This window comes from Hymenobacter psoromatis, from assembly GCF_020012125.1.
Taxonomy (GTDB): domain Bacteria; phylum Bacteroidota; class Bacteroidia; order Cytophagales; family Hymenobacteraceae; genus Hymenobacter; species Hymenobacter psoromatis.
The window spans coordinates 46636-65525 of the sequence record NZ_JAIFAG010000001.1 but is presented as its reverse complement, the minus strand read 5'-3'; the positions used below and the strand labels follow the sequence as shown (position 1 = coordinate 65525).

Below are 18890 nucleotides of genomic sequence, written 5' to 3'. Positions count from 1 at the left end.
TGTCCGTCGCAATGTCACAATCCGGGCTAAATTTGCAAGTTCATCCATCACAAAACAGCGTTTAGGTAGTAAAAACGGCTTTCTTTGTAAAAATTATATTCGAAATAGACGGGTAAAAAAGGACCAAAGTGTCCTTGTGACCAAGTAGATTCTACCAGACCTTTGTATGGTAAAGGTCCGGTTTGTTTTACGTTAAGATGTCACATTTGGGCATTTTTTTGCAAAACAGACTGAGCTATACACTGGAGAAAAATCATTTCATACTAACTAAAGCCAATTTTTTCGTGATTTAATGACAAAAATCATGGCTTTTGTCATTGTCACAAATAATAAGCTTTTGTCCTTTTGAGGCTAACGAATTGGGAGGAGATTTGTACAACAATTCACCCCAACCTCTTCGTACCTCATGTTTTACTTCCTCGCTGCCGCCCTGCTTCAACTCGCAACTGCTGGCCAACTCGCTGGTACTAATACTATCGGCAGCAGCGGCTGGGGCAACGACGTGGCCGCCATCGGCAGCAGCGGCTGGGGCAACGACGTGGCCGCCATCGGCAGCAGCGGCTGGGGCAACGACGTGGCCGCCATCGGCAGCAGCGGCTGGGGCAACGACGTGGCCGCCATCGGCAGCAGCGGCTGGGGCAACGACGTGGCCGCCATCGGCAGCAGCGGCTGGGGCAACGACATAAGCTAATATTGATGTAGGCCAACCAGTTTGGTTTTGCCAGTTCAAGGCGATAGTTGCTGGTAATTCTTCTACCTGAGCGCTAACTTGCGGCAGCAGTTTTAATGTAAAAACTGCTGCGCAATGAAATACCTAAGCTTGCTTAGTAGCTTGGTGCTAGTAGTTAGTGCCTGTCAGCCAGATGCCAGCGTTTCGTCAACTGAAGCTGTTCGCATCCGCTGGGCTCGTGACCCGGAAACCCTGGACCCGCTGACGCAGCCGAATCAAAATGCCACTGATGCCAGCTACTTGCTGCATCTGGGACTGCTACAAGTAAATTACCAAACCAACGAATACGCGCCGGCGCTGGCGCAGAGCCTACCCGGCGTGCAGGTACTGGGTGACTCGCTGACCCAACTCGACTATCACCTGCGGCCCACCGCCGCCTGGGACAATGGCCGCCCGGTACTGGCCACCGACGTGGCGTTTACCCTAAAGCTGATGCATTGCCCCGGCCTGCCCAACGAGTCGGCCCGCGAGCAGTTTGGTTTTATTCGGCAGCTGCGCGCCGACCCGGCCGACCCGCGCCACTTTACTCTGGTATGCCGGGGGCAGGCCAATGATTACCAGATAACTTCGGGCGACTTTCCAGTTTTACCAGAAGATATTTTGGACCCAGCGCACACACTGCGCGACTTTCCGCTGAGTGTGTTGCAAGACTGGCTACCGAAGCGGCCGCCCGCCCCGGCAGTAGCAGCGCTGGTGCGGCGTTACCTGGCAGCGGGCCTGGCTAAGCACCCCGGCCACTTGCCCGGCTGCGGCCCTTACCGGCTAGCAGCTTGGGAGCCCAACCGCCGCCTGCTGTTTCAGCGCAAAGCCCACTGGTGGGCCGATGCGCTGCGCCCCGTACCTTTCGTGTTGCAGGCGCGGCCCCGGCAGCTCGACTATTTGATAATACCCGATGATGCGGCGGCGGTGCTGGCGCTACGGCGGCAAGAGGTAGACGTGTACCCGCACGTGCCCGCCCGCGTTTTTGAGCGGCTACGGGCCTCTGAAGCCGCCCGTAGCGAGCTGGCATTTTATACCTCACCCTCGTATGATGTGCTCACGGTGGGGTTTAACACCCAGCACGCCGCCTTGCGCGATAAGTACACACGCCAAGCACTGAGCCGGCTCTTTGACCCCGTAGGGTTGTTGGCCGCTACGCAGCTGGGGGAGGGTAGGCGCACTGTGGGCCTATTGTCGCCTACCAGTCAATTTTATAACGATAGCCTGCCTCTACTGACTTATGCGCCCACCCAGGCGCAGAGTCTATTGCGCCTGGCGGGCTGGCAGCGCCAAGCCAACGGCCAGTGGCGGCAGCCCAATAATCCGCAGCCTTTGGCGCTGGCCCTGCGCTACCGGGCCGACGAAGCGACCTTTGCCACCGCGGCGCTTCAGTTTAAGGCAGCGGCTGAGCAGTTGAGCATTCAGGTTACGCTGCTGCCGATGGAGGCGGCCATGCTGGGCCAGGCACTCCAGGCCGGTGATTTTGACTTGTACATTCGCTTGGTGAAAGGCAATCCATTCGGGCTGAATTTTGAGTCTATGCTGCACTCGCGAGCTATTGGCAGCGGCAACATTACGGGCTTTGGCCGGCCGGATACCGACCACCTGCTGGAAGCTATTGCGGCGGAGGGTAACATACTGCGGCGGCGGGTACTGCTCCGGCGCTTTCAGGCCCTGCTACGCGATGAAATGCCCATTTTACCCCTATTCTTTTTAAATAATCACTTGATTGTCAATCGCGGGCTGCGGCACGTTGTCATCTCTAGTCTGAAGCCGGGCTATGCTGCCACCGCGCTTTTCTGGGCCGCGGCCGACAGCACAGGTTCACACTCGCCTGCTACTCCGTAAGCGATGAGATGGTGGCTGCTGGCCCGGCTGGGGCGCGCGGTGCTGGCGGCCTGGGGCATCGCTTCGCTGGTCTTTTTGGGTAGCCGCCTGCTGCCGGTCAGCCCTGAGCAGCTCTCCCTGCGTGAAACCGACGACCTGACCTACCTTCCCGACGGGACCCAGACGCTAGCCGCTGCCCAACTAGCCAGCCGACAGCGCCTGGGTTTGGCCGAGCCTGTTTTTTACTGGACGCGATTACCCGGCCCCACCAACCAGTGGCAGTGGCACGGCCCGCACAACCAGTACCACCATTGGCTGGGGCAGCTGCTGCGTGGCAGCCTCGGCACCTCTTACCGGGACGGTCAGCCCGTGACCCGGCTCCTGGCCCAGGCACTGATTGTGAGTGTACCGCTGGCTGGGGGCGCGGCCGTGCTGGCTACTGGTTTGGCCCTGGGGCTGGCGTTGTACCTGGCGCGCGCGGCGCGGGGCAAGCGGCGCGCCGGCCTGCGCGCCGCACTGGCAGCCTTGCAAATGACGCCCGTTTTCCTGGTGTCGCTGGCGCTGCTGCTGCTGTTTGCCAATCCCGACCTGCTCAACCTGATGCCGGCAGCGGGCCGGGCCCCGGCGGCCGGGCCGCTGGCAGCCGCTGGCTACTGGGCGGCGCGGGCCGTGCTACCGCTGCTCAGCCTGGTGCTGGTGGTACTACCCGAGCTAACCCTGCCGCTGGCGGCTGCCCTGCGCTACGAATTGAGCGCGGGCTATGCCACCACGGCCCGCGCCAAGGGCCTGCCCCTGCGCCGGGTGCTGCGGCAGCACGCCCTACCCAACGCCATCCTACCCCTCTTCACTATTCTCACCGAGTTGCTGCCTACCCTAGTGGCCGGCACCGTGGTGGTCGAAGTGGTGTTTGCGCTGCCGGGTAGCGGCCGCCTGCTGGCCGAGGCCGCCGCCACCCACGACTATCCCGTGGTGGTGGGTGGCGTGCTACTGGTAGCAGCCGTACGGCTGCTGGGCTTGGTGCTGGCCGATGTGCTGTATTTTGTGGTGGACCCCCGCCTCCGCCCCACCGCATGACGCATCGCCGCCGTCCTTTAGCCTACTGGCTGGCCCTTAGTTGGCTAGGGCTGATTATCGTCGCCGGGCTACTGGCCCCGTGGCTTCCTTTGCCCTACCCCGCCGCTACCCCCGACCTGCTGCACATATCCACGCCGCCCAGCGCGCTGCACTACCTGGGCACCGACCCCCTGGGGCGCGACGTGCTGGCCGGACTGGTAGCGGGCGCGCGGCAGCTGGTACGGCTGAGCCTGCCCGCCGTGGGCCTGGCTACTGCGCTGGGTGCGGCAGCCGGCGGAGCAGCCGGTTTCTGGGGCAACAGCCGGCTGCGGTTACCCCTGGCGGTGCTACCCTGGCTGCTGGGGCTGGCCTGGTGGCAGCTCGCCCTACCCACCCGGCCGGGGCTGACGCTGGCTTTTGGGGTAGGAGCCCTGGCCCTAACGCTGGGCAGCCTGCCTAGGCACAGGCCGGGGGGTAGGGCAGGCGGACGCACATTCGCTCTACCGCTCGACGGCCTGGTGCTGGGAGCCACGGCCATGCTGGGGGCCGTGCCCCGCCTAATACTGCTGGCCGCGCTGGCCGCGGGGCCGCCCCTGAGCGCGCCATTGCTGCTGGGCCTGCTGGCACTAGTAGCCTGGCCCGAGACTGCGCGCCTCGTGCGCGCCCAGATGCTGCGCGTCCGGGTGCTGCCATTTCTGGAGGCGGCGCGGGCTAGTGGGCTGCCGGGCTGGCGCGTGTGGCTGCGCCATGCCATGCCGCACGCTTGCCAGCCGCTCTACGCCTTCGCACCTCTTACTCTAGCAGGGCTGGTGGGCTTGGAGAATACCCTGGCTTTCCTCGGTATCGGCCAGTCGCCGGACGTGGTGAGCTGGGGTAGCCAACTCACCACCGTGCGCCAGGACCCAGCGGCCTGGTGGGTAGCGCTAGGCCCCGGCCTGGCCCTGTTTTGCACGTTGCTGGCTCTGCAGCAATTGGGCCGCAGCCTTGCCACTCCGATTACGAGCTACCCGAAGAACACCTAAGGCATTTGCTTTGCAGGAGTATTTGTCACAAACAGGCGTCTTACCAGTCAGCAATAATTTTTTTAACAAAATCGTAAGGCTCTTTTTATCAAATAAATAAGCTGAATTTTCATTTTGTACGATTATTATTTTTGACTTATTTTTTTATAATTTATAATTATTCTAGGTCAAATAGCTTTTTTGCGATGTCACAAAAGAAGAACTTATGTCCTTTTAATTGGGCGAGGTCAACCTTAACATTGTAACGAATTATCACCTACAGCTACTTCGTGTCCCCCTATTTAGTCCCTTTATCTGCCGCCTACCCCATGAAAGCCACTTATTCATCCCGTCAGGATTTCGCACGTTCGGGGTCGTTGCCCACCGAATATTCCTCGCTGGCCGCCGGCCGCGATTTCACAACCCTAGATGGCCGTCTGGTGCCGCGCGCTCTGGGCGAAGCGGCTTTGCGCCAACGCACCGCGATGCTCATCGGTGGCCTGTTAATCGGTGAGTGGCCAGAGCAGCTTTAAATAGTTCTACCCTACTGGGTGGGCCGTGCATCACGAATTTATTACCCTTACTATTAAGCAACTCACTTAAGTTATTTTAATCCCATTAGTCCTTTTATCAATTTCCATTTATCGCATCCCAAGTATTTTTTTAGAAGCGGAAGGCTTATAGCTGAAAAGCCCGTTGGCACTGCCAATGGGCTTTTTTTTGTGCGGGCTGCTAGTCTGCGGCGGCGGTTTGCTGCGCCAGCAGGGCAATACCTTCGGCGAAGGTGCGGGGCGCGTAGCCCAGGTCGCGCACTGCCTTGTCGATACAGAAGCCAGTGCGCGGCGGCCGGCGGGCGGGCTGCGTGAAGGTGCGGCTATCTACCCGCTCTAGCAGCGTGGCATCGAGCTGGAAGTAGGCGGCCACTTGCCGGGCCATCTCGTAGGGCGTCAGCAGTTCGGGGCCACCGAGGTGGTAGATGCCCTGGGCCGACTGCCGGGCCAGCAGCCAGCAGCCCAGGGCCAGGTCCTCGGCCAAGGTAGGCGTGCGCCACTGGTCATCTACTACCTTGATAGCCTGATTCTTACTGAGCGATTCGCGCACCCACAGCACGAGATTGCTGCGGCTGCCGGCCGTGAGTGTGCCATACACGAGCACCGTGCGGGCGATGGCCCAGCGCAGGCCAGGTGTGCCTTGCACGGCGCGCTCGGCGGCCAACTTACTGCGGCCGTAGTGGCTTAACGGGTCGGGGGTAGCGTCTTCGGCCAGCAGGCTTTGCTGGCCGTTGAAAATGAAATCGGTGCTGAGGTGCGTAAGGTGAATATCGAGGCGGGCGCAGGCGGCAGCCAGGTACTCCACGGCCGTCACATTCTGAGTCCAGCAGGCTTCCTGGTTCAGTTCGCACTCGTCCACCTGGGTCATGGCAGCGGTGTGGAGGAGCTGCGTCGGGCGCTCCTGGGCCAGCACCTGCTGCACCTGAGCAGCATCCGTCACGTCGAGGGGTACGAAGCGCAGACGGGGGTAGCACCCGGCCAAGCGGTTGTCGCCGCGAGCCGTGGCTACTACTTCCACGTCGGGCATCTCGTGCAGCAGGGCCACGAGCTTCTGGCCCAGCAGACCATTGGAGCCGGTTAGCAAAATTTTCATGCGCTACTGATACGAATAACCGTACAACTCACTGATTTTCTTTTTCTTGACCCTTTCTACTTTCATAGTCATTTTGAGGTCGGCCAGGGGCCGGTCGCGGGCATCGCGGGGTAGGGCGGCTATTTTATCCAGTACCTCCTGCCCACTTATTACTTGGCCAAACACGGTATATTGCCCATCCAGCGAATGCGCGCCCTGCTTATTCACCACCACGTAAAACTGACTAGCGTTGCTGGCGCGCTGCGGGTTCACGAAATCGGCCTGGCGGGCGGCGGCTACGGCCCCATAGTCGTGCCGGTGGCCGGCCAGCTCAGCCGGAATCGTGGCTTCGTGAGCAGGACCCTGGCCGTCGTTAATGGGGTCATTGTCCTTGCTATTCGGGTCGCCACCCTGCACCATGAAGCCGGGGATGACCCGGTGAAAAGTCGTGCCGTCATAGTAGCCCGATTCAGACTTTTTCAGAAAATTAGTCCGGTGTAAGGGCGTGTCACTGAACAAGATAAGCTTAATATCCCCCAGGCTCGTGCTGATGGTCACCACGTCATCCTTCTTGCTTTTGCGCGGCGCTTTTGCAGCCAGGACGGGTAGACTCAACAGTAGCCAACCTAGGATAAAGATTTGGTTTCTGAAACGTAAGCTATTCATTTTATAACAATCAAGTAAGAACCGGCAAACTTACGGCGCACCTACCCTTACCGCCTACCCCTCACAATTCGCCTCGCTGCTCGCGGATACTAGCCAGGATAGCTGAGCCCCCTTGACCGAGCACGTGCTCAGCCACGGCCATGCCCAGGCCTTCGGCCTGCGCAGCAGGAGCAGTTTGAGTGAAATCCACGTATTCCTCCCCGCTAAGGCTGATAATACCCCCGTGCAGGCGCACGTCGCCGGCAGAAGTCAGCGTTGCCAACGCGAACGACGGGATGCTGCACCCACCTTCCATCGTGCGCAAAAAAGCGCGCTCGGCCAGCAGGCAGCGGTGGGTGTCGGGGTGGTCGAGGGCCTGTTTTATCTTCGCTTTCAGCTCATTATCTAAAAAGCGCGAACTCTCCACGGCGATGCTGCCCTGGCCCACGGGCGGCACGAAGCGGTCGGCGGGCAGCACGTGGCGAATGAGGCCGTCGTAGCCCATGCGGTGCACGCCGGCATAGGCCAGGACCAGGGCATCGTACTGGCCTTCCTCGAGCTTGCGCAGGCGGGTTTGGAGGTTACCGCGGGCCTCGGCGGTGCCGGCCAGGGGGTAGAAGCGGCGCAGCAGCGCCCGGCGGCGGGTGCTGCTGGTGCCCAGCATAATGCCCGGCTTGGCCAGGTCGAAGTCTTCCTGAAAGCTGATAACCACGTCGTTCACCTGCTCGCGCTCCAGAAAAGCCAGCAACTCCAGGTCGGGCGGGATGGTACTTTGCACGTCTTTGGCCGAGTGGATGGCCAGGTGGGTTTCGCCGCGACGCAGGCTTTCTTCCAGCTCTTCGGTGAACACGCCCTTGGCCCCGATTTTGGTGAGCGAGCGGTCCAGCACCTTGTCGCCGATGGTTTGCATGGGCACGATTTCGGTGGGTAGGCCGGCTTGGTTGAGCAGGCTGGCCACGTGCTCGGTTTGCCAGAGGGCGAGGCGCGAGGCGCGGGTAGCGAGGCGGATGGGGTCGGGCATTTTACAGTTTATTGGTTCCGAGTTTCTAATTCCGGGTTCCGGGTTCTTTATTGATATTCAAACCAGAAACTCGGAACTCAAAACCCGAAGTAACCTAGTCTTTCCCCACAAATAACGGGTGAAAGCGCACGCCGTGCAGCCCACTGTACTCAATGGATGGGGTAGGGATTTTGAAAAACTGCCCGGCTCCCAGCAAGCGCTGGCCGGTATTGTTGAGGCCCGGCAGGCGCGCCAGGTTGATGTCGGGCGCGAGGTAAAATTGGCGGTAGCGGGTGAATTTTACTTCTTTACCCGCCGCGTCGAAGTAGGGTGGGTTGGCGTGGCCGCCGGTCATGCCACTCGCGCCGTAGCCCACATCCAGGTTCAGCCAACGTGGGAATGACGGCCCCACCGGTAGCACCGATGCCACGTTGAACGAGAGCCAATACTGCTGGCCATTGTAGTCCTTTAGCATCTGGCTACCAATGCTTTTTCCCAGTAAATTAGGTCGGTAGCCGGGGTAGATGCTCTGCCGCCAGCCGTAGCGCAGGCTGGCTTTTTGCTCGCCGAAGCCGTACTGCTGGCCCATAAATAAGCCGATGCCACTGATGTTGGCTACCATGTCGCCCTTCGAGAAGCCCCAGCCCTCGGAGCGGCCGTCAAATAGCTCAATAGTAGTCTGGTAGAGCAAGGAAATGAGCCCGCCCGTGAGGATGCTGGCCCGCTCATTAACCCCGCTCCAGCGGAAAAGCTGGTACTCGCCCTGGCTGATGGCGTAGGCCGTAGTGGCGTGGCCCACCTTGTCCATTTGCAGCCACTCGCCGTTGTCGTTGAAGGTATGAAATGGCACCCGCTTGGTGTACCAGGTTTTGCCTAAGAAGTAGGAAGTCAGCGCATATACGACTGCCGTACCCGCCACCACACCAATAAACCGGCCTTGGTGAATGCCCATGTCCGGGGTCGAGTCGGGGGGTAGGGGCGGCGGCGCTTGCGCCCGCGCCGTGTGCAGCAGCAGGGGCAGAAGGAGAAGCAAGGCAAGCAGGCGGCGCATAGTATAAAGGTAGAGGTCCCCTACCCCTGCTTCAGCTGCTGGCCCAGGCGTAGGGAGGCATCTACGAAAACCATGCGGGGGTTGGCGTTGCGCTCGATGTGGTAGTGGGCCGTGTTCAGCTCTTCGGTGAGTTGGTCGGCATTCCGAGTCGTCACGAACTTACTGAAACCCAGCACGAACTGCTGCTCGCCGGCCGGTAGGTGCGGCACCAGCGCGGGGTCGATGCCGAAGAGCAGCACCTTGCGCAGCAGCACCAGCGAGAAACTGAGCTGCTCCTTCTGGTTTTCGCGGCCCATTTTCTGAAACTCGTCGGCCAGGCTTAACACCTCGCTTATTCTCAAGGAGTAGCACTTACGCATCCACTTCATGAAAAACTCGGCGTAGTCGTGGTCGGCGCTCTGCTCGCGGCTGGCGATGGCCGCGCCTAGGTTGCCCTCGGCCAGCTGCGCCACCTGCCGGGCCTTGGCTTCGGGTACCTGGTAGCGGGCGGTGAGGTAGGCAGCGATGTCGTCTTCGGCCAGCGGGCGCACCACCACCGGCTGCACCCGGCTGATAATAGTAGGTAGCAGCCGCTCGGGCTCGTTGCTGACCAGCAAAAACACGGTGGCGGGGGGAGGCTCTTCCAGCAGCTTGAGCACGGCGTTGGCGGCGGCCGGGTGCATCAGCTCGGGCAGCCAGATGATGACGATTTTAAACTTCGCCTCGAACGCCTTGAGGCTGACCAGCTTGAGCAGCTGCCCGGCTTCTTCCTTCGAGATGCTACCCTGCTTGTTTTCGGCCCCGATGTGCTGCATCCAGTCGTTGAAGCCCTGGTAAGGGCTTTCGGCCAGAAAGGTGCGCCACTCGGCCATAAACCGGCCGCTGGTGGTATCCTTGGGCACGGCCTTGGTCGTGGTGGTGGGCAGAATAAAGTTGAGGTCGGGATGCGCCAGCTTGCTGATTTTCAGGCAGGCCGGGCAGTGGCCGCAGCTATCGGCGGCGTCGGCGGCGCGGCCCTCGCAGTTGAGGTACTGCGCGTAGGCCAGGGCCAGGGGTAGGGCCGCCGAGCCCTCCGCCCCGCGAAATAATTGGGCGTGCGCCACATGCCCACGTTGCACCGACTGGCGCAACACGTCCTTGAGGGCTGTTTGGTTGGGGATGTCTTGGAACTGCAACGCTTAAAATCTGAAAAACATTGTTTCCAGCATTATTACTATCTGAAGTACGATGTACCAGCCGATTACTATCCCAACTACCGCCGCCAGCCGCTCGCCCAATCCCGCGAAGCGCCGCACGGCCCACCATAACAATAGGCCGCCCAGCAGCCAATATCCAACGGCTATCAGCTTAGCCACCAGCTGCACTTCCGAGGCAGCCAAAGCTATTACCGGCAAAATTGAAATGGCCAGCAGCCCAACCCCGCCGAGCAGGTAGGCCATTGCATCTAGTTTAGGCGTGGTCGTCTGCATTGAGTGAGGTCGTTAAGAAGCTGATAGGTGAAGATAGTAACTAGGCTTTATCCGGCACTTTCTCCCAAACCCTATCCGCCGCCGTTTGCCGGAAAACCTCCTCCACAATCCCCTGCTCCACCGCGTCATACGCCAGGCCGCGCCGGCTCATCACGCGCTCGGCTACCTCGGCAAACTTATGGAGCTTAAAGGTTTCAAAGCCCGAAGGGCCGCCCCAGCTGAAGCTCGGGATGAAGGGACGCGGGAAGCCGGCCCCGAACACATTGGCCCCTACCCCCACCACGGTGCCGGTGTTGAACATGGTGTTGATGCCGGCCTTGCTGTGGTCGCCCATGAGCAGGCCGCAGAAAGTCTGGCCGGTATCCACGAAGCGGTGGGCGGCGTGGCTCCATACCTTCACGGGGGCGTAGTTGTTTTTGAGGTTGCTCGTGTTGGTATCGGCCCCCAGGTTGCACCACTCGCCCAGCACCGAGTTGCCGAGGTAACCATCGTGGCCTTTGTTGCTGTAGCCCAGCAAGATACTGTTGCCCACTTCGCCGCCGACTTTGGAGAACGGGCCGATGGTGTTGTCGCCGCGCAGCTTGGCCCCGGCATTTACGTGGCTGCCCTCGCACAAGGCCAGCGGCCCCTTAATAATGGCCCCTTCGTGCACCTGCGAGTTCTTGCCCAGGTAGATAGGGCCGTCCTCGGCGTTGAGAATGGCGGCCCGAATCTTCACGCCCTCCTCAATAAAGATATTTTCCGCACCGTACACAATGGTATGCGCGTCGCCTACCGGCTGCGAAGTGCGCCCGGCCGTGAGCAGCGCAAAATCGCGCCGAATCTCCGCGCCGTTGCGCAGAAACAGCTGCCACGGCCGGTCAATGACGGTTACCGGCTCAGCTACTTCACGCTGGCTGGTGAGGCCGTCCTGGATTAACTCGGCCACCTGACTGGCGTCGGCGAGGTAGGCGGCCACCAGCAGGTCGCCGCAGTAGAGGCCGGTGCCGGGGGGTAGGGTCAGCACCTGGCGCGCCAGCAGGTCATCGGGGCACACCGCACCGTTCACGACCAGCGCCGGGCCAGTCACGGCCCCATCGGCGCACACCGGAAACTTGGCCTGCAAATAGCGCTCGGTGAGGTAGCCCACCGTAGGCGCACCCAGCCGGCGCTGCCACTTCTCGGCAATGGTGAGGATGCCGCAGCGCAGCGCCCCCACCGGCCGCGTAAACGTGAGCGGCAGCAGGTGCGGCCGAATGGCCGGGTCATCGAATACGAGTAAGTGCATTTTTTTTGAGCTGTTAGCTTTTGGTGATGGCCTTGATGCGGCCCTTAGCTGTCGGCTTTTTTTAGGAGGGTAGGGCTTGCCTCAAAGCGCCCGTGGACCGTTTGTCCTTGCGAGCGAAGCGCGGCAATCTTTCCTGGTCGTTCGCATCGTTGGGTTTACTACCCCTGACGGAAGGAAAGATTACTTCGCTTTGCTCGCAAGGACAAACGAATTTGGGGAAAAAGACAAATTTACGCCGCCCCGCCAGTGGCATCCACAAAAAAACTCCTCCCGGCGCACCGGAAGGAGTCTCAGAAAAAAGCTATCAGCTAACAGCTTAAAAACTCTATTCTTTGCCCGCGCTGTTCTGCTCTTTCTTAGCGTAGCGGCTGCGGAATTTCTCTACGCGGCCGGCCGTATCGATGAACATGTTTTTGCCGGTGTAGAAGGGATGCGAGGCGCTGCTCACTTCGATTTTAATGACCGGGTAGGTGTTGCCGTCTTCCCACTGAATGGTCTCGGGCGAGGTCATCGTGGAGCGGGTAATAAATTTGAAATCCGAAGAGGTGTCCTGGAAAACTACCTGGCGGTATTCGGGGTGCGTGTCCTTTTTCATATCGGGAGGGTCTATTTACCTGTTAAACCCTGCCGGTTTTGCGGAAGGGACTGCAAAAGTACGGGGTAGCCGCCACAAAGTCAAGCCCCTACCCCCCTTTGCGGGGCCGGGCCGGCGGGTAGTCGGGCCGCGGGTTGTTGCTTTGCGCAAGCTTTCTTCGGCTCCCTACCCCCCTCCCACTTGCCATGCGCCTGTGCTTCGCCTCTAATAATGCCCACAAGCTGGATGAAATCCGGCTGCTCTTGCCCCACGTCGAGCTGCTGAGCCTGGCCGACATCGGCTGCCACCAGGAGCTACCCGAAACCCAGCCTACCCTCGCTGGCAATGCCTACCAAAAGGCCCAGTACGTGTGGGACCACTACGGCGTGGCCTGCTTCGCCGATGATACCGGGCTGGAAGTAAATGCCCTAGATGGCGCGCCCGGCGTGTACTCGGCCCGCTACGCCGGCCCCGCCCGCGAGCCCGCCGCCAACATGGCCAAGCTGCTGCATGAGCTAGGCGCGCAGCCCGACCGCCGGGCGCGCTTCCGCACGGTTATCGCCCTGATGCGCGGGCCGGGCGATGCGCACGAGTTCAGCGGCGAGGTTATGGGTACTATCGCGGCCGCGCCCATCGGCCGGGGCAATTTTGGCTACGACCCCATTTTCGTACCTGACGAAGGCGACGGCCGCACCTTCGCCGAAATGACGCTGGAGGAAAAAAACCTGCTCAGCCACCGCGCCCGCGCCGTGGCCGGGCTAGCGGCTTTTTTGAATAGATGATAAAAGAACGTCATGCTGACGAAGGAAGCATCTCTACCGCGCAAGTAAATCCTGACGTTTGGGATTAGTTAGGCGGTAGAGATGCTTCCTTCGTCAGCATGACGTTCTTTTGTCACGCTCATTCCCCCTTACCCGTACCTTTGCCCCCCGTTATGCAGCATCCCTACCTCGTTGGTATCACGGGCGGCAGCGCATCGGGCAAAACCACGTTTTTGCGCCGCTTGCTGGCCGCTTTTCCCGAACGCGACATCTGTTTGATTTCGCAGGATAATTACTACCACCCCCGCCACGAGCAGCTGCGCGATGAGCAGGGGATAGAGAACTTCGACCTGCCCGGCAGCATCGATTCGGCCGCCTACGCGGCCGACGTGCGCCAGCTGCGCGAGGGCCGCGAGGTACGTCGCCCGGAGTACACGTTCAATAATCCAAACGTGGTGCCGGTCGAGCTGGTTTTTCGGCCCGCGCCCATCGTGGTGGTGGAGGGCATCTTCGTCTTCTACTTCGAGGAAATTGCGAAGCTACTGGACCTCAAGGTATACATCGATGCCCAGGAGCACGTGAAGCTGCACCGTCGCATCGTGCGCGACCGCGATGAGCGCGGCTATGACCTCCAGGACGTGCTCTATCGCTACACCAACCACGTGGCGCCCACCTACGAGAAGTATATTCAACCCTTTAAGGCTGAGGCAGATATCATCATTCCCAATAACCGGCATTTTGAGAATGGGCTGGCTGTGCTCACGGGCTACCTGCGCGGCAAGGTGGCTGAGGGGGGGTAGGGGAATGTTGCGCCGTTCGTATCTTGGCAAGTAACTACTTCTAATTTAACTTTTCGCAATGCCCACCACCTACGAGTTTCCCGAGTTGCCGGTGTTGCAAGGCCCCGTGTTGGCTGGGCTTAGCGACGATGAGTTTTTTGAGTTGTGCCAAGCCAACCCCAGGCTCAATTTTGAGCGTAATGCCCACCTGGAAATTATTATTATGCCTCCCGCCGGCTCCGAATCCAGCGAATCCTGCTCCGAGGCAAATTATCAACTCAGGCACTGGAATCGCCCGGCTCAGCCGGGTCACGTGTATGATTCATCCGCGGGCTTTAAGCTCCCTGACAACTCGGTGCGCTCGCCTGATGTGGCGTGGCTGAGTCAGGGAAAATGGGCGGTACTCACGCTCGAGCAGCGCCGCAAGTTTCCGCCGGTTTGCCCCGAGTTTATGATGGAAATAAAATCACCTTCGGATGAGCTAACTATGCTGCAAGCCAAGATGGAAGCCTACCTGGCCAACGGCATGGAGCTAGGCTTTCTGCTGGATGTCGAGGCCGAAACGGCCTACGTATACCGCCCCGGCCAGTCCGCCGAAACCGTGCAGGGCTACAACCAGGAGCTGAGCGGCGAGCCGGTGCTGCCCGGCTTTCGCCTCGATTTGCGCCCGTTGCGGCGGGCCGCCTAACCCAGCCGCAACGCCTTGTATAGCAAAGCAGAAGCTTCCCAGCTGCGCCAGGCCTTCTGGACCACCTTCGGGCAATACTTAGCCCCAGTGCTGTCGGCCGAGGGCCTGCCCGTTAGCTGGGTCAATTATAAAACGGGGTTGAAGGGCGTGCAATTCAAGCTACACGCCGACAACCGGCGCGCCAGCATCGCCATCGAGCTAACGCAGCCCGACGCGGGCGTACGCGAGCTGTTCTTCGAGCAGTTTGTGTCTCTAAAAATGCTATTGCACGACACGCTGGGCGAAACCTGGACCTGGGAGGTGCACGCCACCAACGAGCACGGCCAGCCGCTGAGCCGCATTTATAAGGAGCTAGTCCCGGCCAACCTGTTCAGCCGCGACGACTGGCCGGCGCTGATTTCGTTCTTCAAGCCCCGCCTTATTGCCTTAGATGCCTTTTGGAACGACGCGCAGTATGCCTTTGAGGAGCTGCGCGCATGGTAGGGGGTAGGGCCGGGCGCGGACCTAAGTCGCGCAGCGCGTTATATTTGTAGCCCTGTCCGAGTTATGCGCTATTCCTTTTCCCAGTTTACGCGGTTGTTGCGCGTGGTGCTAGTGGCACTACCCGTGCTGCTGTTGCTGGGCCTGAACGGCCGGACGGTGAGCGTGCTGCGCCCTACCCCCCCGGCCGGGGCGCAAGTCAGCACCGCGCCCCGCGCCACGGTAGTGAAGCAAAAAGTGCGGCTCGAAGCCGCTACGCCGGCCGATAGCTACGTGGCCCCGGCCTTTGCGCTGGGCTGGCTGCCCCCTACCCCCTTCGCGGGCTGGCAGCCGCGCCTGGTGCGCCGCGCCGTGCTGCTGGCAACAGCGAGCGTGCCGGTTGCCTTCGTGGCGCAGCTGTGCCGCCAGCGGCAGCTGCGGGCGGCGGTGTCGCCGCAGGCCCCTTAGCTTTTCAAAGGGCAATTACCAGTGAGCAAGGAGTAGTTGGTTTTTAGGCCAATTGTTCTTTCTGCTGAGCTGGCTGTTGCTCCTACCCCCTGCCTCACGCAAGGCCAACTGTTCCTTACTCATTGCTCATTGTTACTTACTTAAAATGCGTTACAAAGGACTTATCATCACGCTCACCGTCATCGTCTCGGTGCTGTGCGCGTACTTTTTGTTTTTCACCTACATCTCGCGGCAGGTGCAGGACAAGGCCGTGGCCTACGCCACCCACAACGGCCAACTGAACGAAAATCAGCGCCAGCACTACCTCGACTCGGTGTGGCGCGCGCCGGTGTTCGGCTCCTACACGTACCGAGACGTGAAGCAGAGCGAGCTGGGCCTGGGCCTCGACCTGAAGGGCGGGATGCACGTGACGCTGGAGGTATCGCCGGTGGAAATAGTGCGGGCAATGGCCGGCAACTCCAAAGACCCTGCCTTTAACAAAGCACTGGCCTTGGCTCAAGAGCGCCAGAAAACCAACTCGGGCACGGCCTTCACGACCTTGTTTTACCAAGCGTATAAGGAAACCGCGCCCGGCGTGCCGCTGAACCGTGTTTTTGCCAACTCCATCAATAAAGACCGTAAGATTGACCTGAACACGTCCGATGCCAAGGTGCTGACGGCCATTGATAAGGAAGAAGAAGATGCTATTGACCGCTCGTTCGACATTCTGCGCAAGCGGGTGGATAAGTTTGGCGTGAACCAGCCCAGCATTCAGCGGGTGAAGGGCACCGGCCGCATTCAGGTGGAGCTGCCGGGCGTGGACAACCCCGAGCGCGTGCGCAAGCTGCTGCAAGGCCAGGCTAAGCTGGAATTTTATGAGGTGTGGCCCCAACAGGAAGTAGCGCCCTACCTGGGCCAGATTGACCAGGTGCTGACTGCCAAGGAAAAGGCTAACGCGACCGCGACCGGCCCCGCCGCCGCCGTTAACAAAGCTGACTCGACCATCGCCGCTGCCACCGCCGGCACCAAGGGCGACAGCACGTCGCTGGCTGCCCAACTGGCTAAAAAGGCCCCGGCCGGCAAAGCCAAAACTGACTCGACGGCTGCTTCGCAGCGTGGGGGCGTGCTGGCCCGGCTACTCACCATGCCCGGCTCGCTGGGCGTGAACCTACGTGACACGGCGCAGTTCGACCGCGTGATGCACTCGGAGGAGGCCCGCGCCATCCTACCCCCTAATATGGCGCTGCTCTACCTCAACAAGCCGATTGACGCCAACGGCCAGCAGTTTCTGCGCCTCGTGGCCGTGAAGAAGGACCGCACCGGCACCATCGCCGCGCCCATCAGCGGCGAGGTGGTGAGCGATGCCCACCAGGACTACGACCAGAACGGCCGCCCCGAAGTGAGCATGAGCATGAACCCCACCGGCGCGCGCAAGTGGCAGAAAATGACCGGGGCCAACATCGGTAAGCAAGTGGCCGTGGTACTCGACGACGTGGTGTACTCGGACCCCGTAGTGCAGAGCGAAATCGCGGGTGGCAACACCAGCATCTCGGGTAACTTCAGTATTGATGAGGCCCAGGACCTGGCCCAGGTGCTGAAAGCCGGCAAGCTGCCCGCCCCTACGCGCATCGTGGAAGAAGCTGTGGTAGGCCCCTCGCTCGGCAAGGAAGCCATTAACCAAGGCTTGTACTCGTCGCTGGCTGGGCTGCTTATTATCATGGTCTTTATGGGCCTGTACTACGGCCGCGCCGGCCTGGTAGCCGATGCCGCGCTGCTCTTCAACATGTTCCTGATTCTGGGCGTGCTGGCGCAGTTCAGCACCGCGCTCACCCTCCCCGGCATCGCGGGTCTGATTCTGGTGATTGCCTCGTCGGTAGATGCCAACGTGCTGATTTTCGAGCGCATCCGCGAAGAGCTAGACCACGGCCTATCCTTGCACGATGCCGTGAACGCGGGCTACACGCGGGCTTTCTCGGCCATCTTCGACTCGAACGTGACGACCATGCTCATCGCCATTATTCTGGGTTTCTTCGGCACGGGTCCGGTGCAGAGCTTCGCCATCACGCTGGGTATTGGTGTGCTCACGTCGTTCCTATCGGCTGTGTACGTGTCGCGCCTTATTATCGAATTCCTGATTAAGGGCAAGACGACGAGCGCCATCACGTTCTCCACGTTCATCTCGCGCAACCTGTTTAAGAACCTGAACTTCGACATCGTGGGCAAACGCAAATACGCCTACGCTTTCTCCACCATCATTATCGTCACGGGCTTTGTATTGATGTACCTGCAAGGCGGCCCCAACCTGGGCGTAGACTTCCGCGGCGGCCGCGCCTACGTAGTAGACTTCAACAAGCCGATGGTGGCCTCCGACGTGCGCACCGCTCTGGAGCCCGACTTTAAAAATACCGGCCTCGAGGTGAAGCAGTACGGCAACCCCGACCGCCTGCGCATCACCACCAGCTACCTGGCCGAAGATGAAAGCCAGACCGCTGACCAGACCGTGGCTGCGGCCCTCAACCAGGGCCTGCGCCGGTACGCCGCCGACGCACCCACTATTAAATCGACCTCCAAAGTGGGCGCGACTATTGCCGACGATATCAAGCGCACGTCGTTCCTGAGCCTGGCGCTCACGCTGGCCGGCATCTTCATCTACGTGCTCTTCCGCTTCGATAAATGGCAGTACTCGATGGCGGCCGTTATCTCGCTCTTCCACGATGCGCTGCTGGTTATCGCGTCCTACCCCATCGCCCGCGCCTTCGGGGCCAACTATGAGATGGACCAGATTTTTGTGGCGGCCGTGTTGAGTATCATCGGCTTCTCGATGAACGATACGGTAGTTATCTATGACCGTATTCGCGAATACCTGCGCAACAACCCTGGCATGACCTTCGCCCAAGTCGTGAACCCGGCCCTGAACTCGACTTTCTCGCGCACCATGATTACGTTCACCACAGTGTTCCTAGTCGTACTAGTGCTTTACATCTTCGGCGGCGAAACGCTGCGCTCATTCTCGTTTGCCATGATTATCGGCATTGTGTTCGGCACGTACTCGTCGCTGTTCATCGCCACGCCCATCATCCTCGATACCTACGGCCGCCAGGAAGAGCGCGAGCGCAAGGCCGCTGGCGAAACTATAACTAGCCTGCCCGGCGAGGCCCCCAAGCTGAGCACGGCCACAGTATAGCCTCGCGGTTATCCCGAATTCCAGCGTTATTACAAAAAGCCTGACCTTGGTGGTCAGGCTTTTTTGTGTCCGGTTGGTACGGCATAGTCCATTTTTTGTCGGCCAGAATTTAGCGCTGTTTAGCCAGGCCAGCGGGGCGGTCGTCAAGAATGGACAATTATTTGCTTTGGTAAATCCTAGTTTTACAGTCCGCCGTAGGTTATGCCACTTGCTTAAAGGAGGATTAAATTTACTTTTTAATCCTATTTAATCTTGAACACTTTCAAAAAACTCTGACATTAAAAGAATAGTGTTTTTTAATCTTTTTTACGTCCTATAAAATGCTTTTTGTCAGACTACTAGCAAAATTATTTGTCTTGGAGTCCCGCCGTAAT

Annotated in this window: 19 protein-coding genes; 11 read left to right on the top strand and 8 right to left on the bottom strand. The window is 60.0% G+C overall.

Annotated elements, in window-relative coordinates:
* Positions 1-406: 406 nt before the first annotated feature.
* The 5 genes from LC531_RS00310 to LC531_RS00290 all read left to right on the top strand — a co-directional run bounded on the left by LC531_RS00310 (position 407) and on the right by LC531_RS00290 (position 5123).
* On the top strand, positions 407-691 hold the full coding sequence (locus LC531_RS00310; RefSeq protein ID WP_223648328.1) for a hypothetical protein: 285 nt from the start codon (positions 407-409) through the stop codon (positions 689-691).
* Positions 692-805: 114 nt separating this feature from the next.
* Positions 806-2557 carry an ABC transporter substrate-binding protein gene (locus tag LC531_RS00305; RefSeq protein WP_223648327.1) on the top strand — a complete coding sequence of 584 codons (1752 nt, stop codon included), beginning with the start codon at positions 806-808 and terminating at the stop codon, positions 2555-2557.
* Between the two features lie 3 nt (positions 2558-2560).
* Positions 2561-3610 (top strand): ABC transporter permease subunit, encoded by a 1050-nt coding sequence (locus LC531_RS00300; RefSeq protein WP_223648326.1) that lies wholly within the window; start codon positions 2561-2563, stop codon positions 3608-3610.
* Positions 3607-4611 carry an ABC transporter permease gene (locus tag LC531_RS00295; RefSeq protein ID WP_223648325.1) on the top strand — a complete coding sequence of 335 codons (1005 nt, stop codon included), beginning with the start codon at positions 3607-3609 and terminating at the stop codon, positions 4609-4611. The genes LC531_RS00300 and LC531_RS00295 overlap by 4 nt, the downstream gene beginning before the upstream one ends.
* Positions 4612-4919: 308 nt before the next feature.
* Positions 4920-5123, top strand: a complete 204-nt coding sequence (locus LC531_RS00290) for a hypothetical protein (protein ID WP_223648324.1) — start codon at positions 4920-4922, stop codon at positions 5121-5123.
* 199 nt (positions 5124-5322) lie between these two features.
* Here LC531_RS00290 and LC531_RS00285 read toward each other — a convergent pair whose 3' ends face one another.
* From LC531_RS00285 to LC531_RS00250, 8 genes are all read right to left on the bottom strand, one after another.
* On the bottom strand, positions 5323-6234 hold the full coding sequence (locus LC531_RS00285) for an SDR family oxidoreductase (RefSeq protein WP_223648323.1): 912 nt from the start codon (positions 6232-6234) through the stop codon (positions 5323-5325).
* A gap of 3 nt (positions 6235-6237) precedes the next feature.
* Entirely contained in the window at positions 6238-6828 is a 591-nt protein-coding gene (locus LC531_RS00280; protein ID WP_223648322.1) for a peptidylprolyl isomerase, read from the bottom strand.
* 112 nt (positions 6829-6940) lie between these two features.
* Complete coding sequence (hemC, locus tag LC531_RS00275) at positions 6941-7879, bottom strand: hydroxymethylbilane synthase (protein ID WP_223648321.1); 939 nt, start codon at positions 7877-7879, stop codon at positions 6941-6943.
* A gap of 94 nt (positions 7880-7973) precedes the next feature.
* A complete protein-coding gene (locus LC531_RS00270) occupies positions 7974-8909 on the bottom strand; it encodes a DUF2279 domain-containing protein (protein WP_223648320.1) in 936 nt (311 codons plus the stop codon).
* 20 nt (positions 8910-8929) lie between these two features.
* Positions 8930-10063: a DNA polymerase III subunit gene (locus LC531_RS00265; RefSeq protein ID WP_223648319.1), complete on the bottom strand. Its 1134-nt coding sequence runs from the start codon at positions 10061-10063 to the stop codon at positions 8930-8932.
* Between the two features lie 3 nt (positions 10064-10066).
* On the bottom strand, positions 10067-10357 hold the full coding sequence (locus LC531_RS00260) for a hypothetical protein (protein WP_223648318.1): 291 nt from the start codon (positions 10355-10357) through the stop codon (positions 10067-10069).
* A 40-nt stretch (positions 10358-10397) separates the two neighbouring features.
* Complete coding sequence (locus LC531_RS00255; protein WP_223648317.1) at positions 10398-11624, bottom strand: GlmU family protein; 1227 nt, start codon at positions 11622-11624, stop codon at positions 10398-10400.
* A 325-nt stretch (positions 11625-11949) separates the two neighbouring features.
* Positions 11950-12219, bottom strand: coding sequence for a type B 50S ribosomal protein L31 (locus LC531_RS00250; RefSeq protein ID WP_223648316.1), 270 nt, complete (start codon positions 12217-12219; stop codon positions 11950-11952).
* A 185-nt stretch (positions 12220-12404) separates the two neighbouring features.
* Here LC531_RS00250 and rdgB point away from each other — a divergent pair, with 185 nt between their 5' ends.
* From rdgB to secDF, 6 genes are all read left to right on the top strand, one after another.
* The gene (rdgB, locus tag LC531_RS00245; protein ID WP_223648315.1) at positions 12405-12980 is read left to right on the top strand and encodes an RdgB/HAM1 family non-canonical purine NTP pyrophosphatase; all 576 of its coding nucleotides are present in this window, start codon (positions 12405-12407) and stop codon (positions 12978-12980) included.
* 152 nt (positions 12981-13132) lie between these two features.
* Positions 13133-13759: a uridine kinase family protein gene (locus LC531_RS00240; RefSeq protein WP_223648314.1), complete on the top strand. Its 627-nt coding sequence runs from the start codon at positions 13133-13135 to the stop codon at positions 13757-13759.
* 58 nt (positions 13760-13817) lie between these two features.
* Positions 13818-14426, top strand: coding sequence for a Uma2 family endonuclease (locus LC531_RS00235; RefSeq protein ID WP_223648313.1), 609 nt, complete (start codon positions 13818-13820; stop codon positions 14424-14426).
* Positions 14427-14441: 15 nt separating this feature from the next.
* Positions 14442-14909 (top strand): DUF4268 domain-containing protein, encoded by a 468-nt coding sequence (locus LC531_RS00230; RefSeq protein WP_223648312.1) that lies wholly within the window; start codon positions 14442-14444, stop codon positions 14907-14909.
* A 63-nt stretch (positions 14910-14972) separates the two neighbouring features.
* Positions 14973-15353, top strand: a complete 381-nt coding sequence (locus tag LC531_RS00225; protein ID WP_223648311.1) for a hypothetical protein — start codon at positions 14973-14975, stop codon at positions 15351-15353.
* A gap of 145 nt (positions 15354-15498) precedes the next feature.
* Positions 15499-18516 carry a protein translocase subunit SecDF gene (secDF, locus tag LC531_RS00220; RefSeq protein ID WP_223648310.1) on the top strand — a complete coding sequence of 1006 codons (3018 nt, stop codon included), beginning with the start codon at positions 15499-15501 and terminating at the stop codon, positions 18514-18516.
* The last annotated feature ends 374 nt before the right edge of the window (positions 18517-18890 follow it).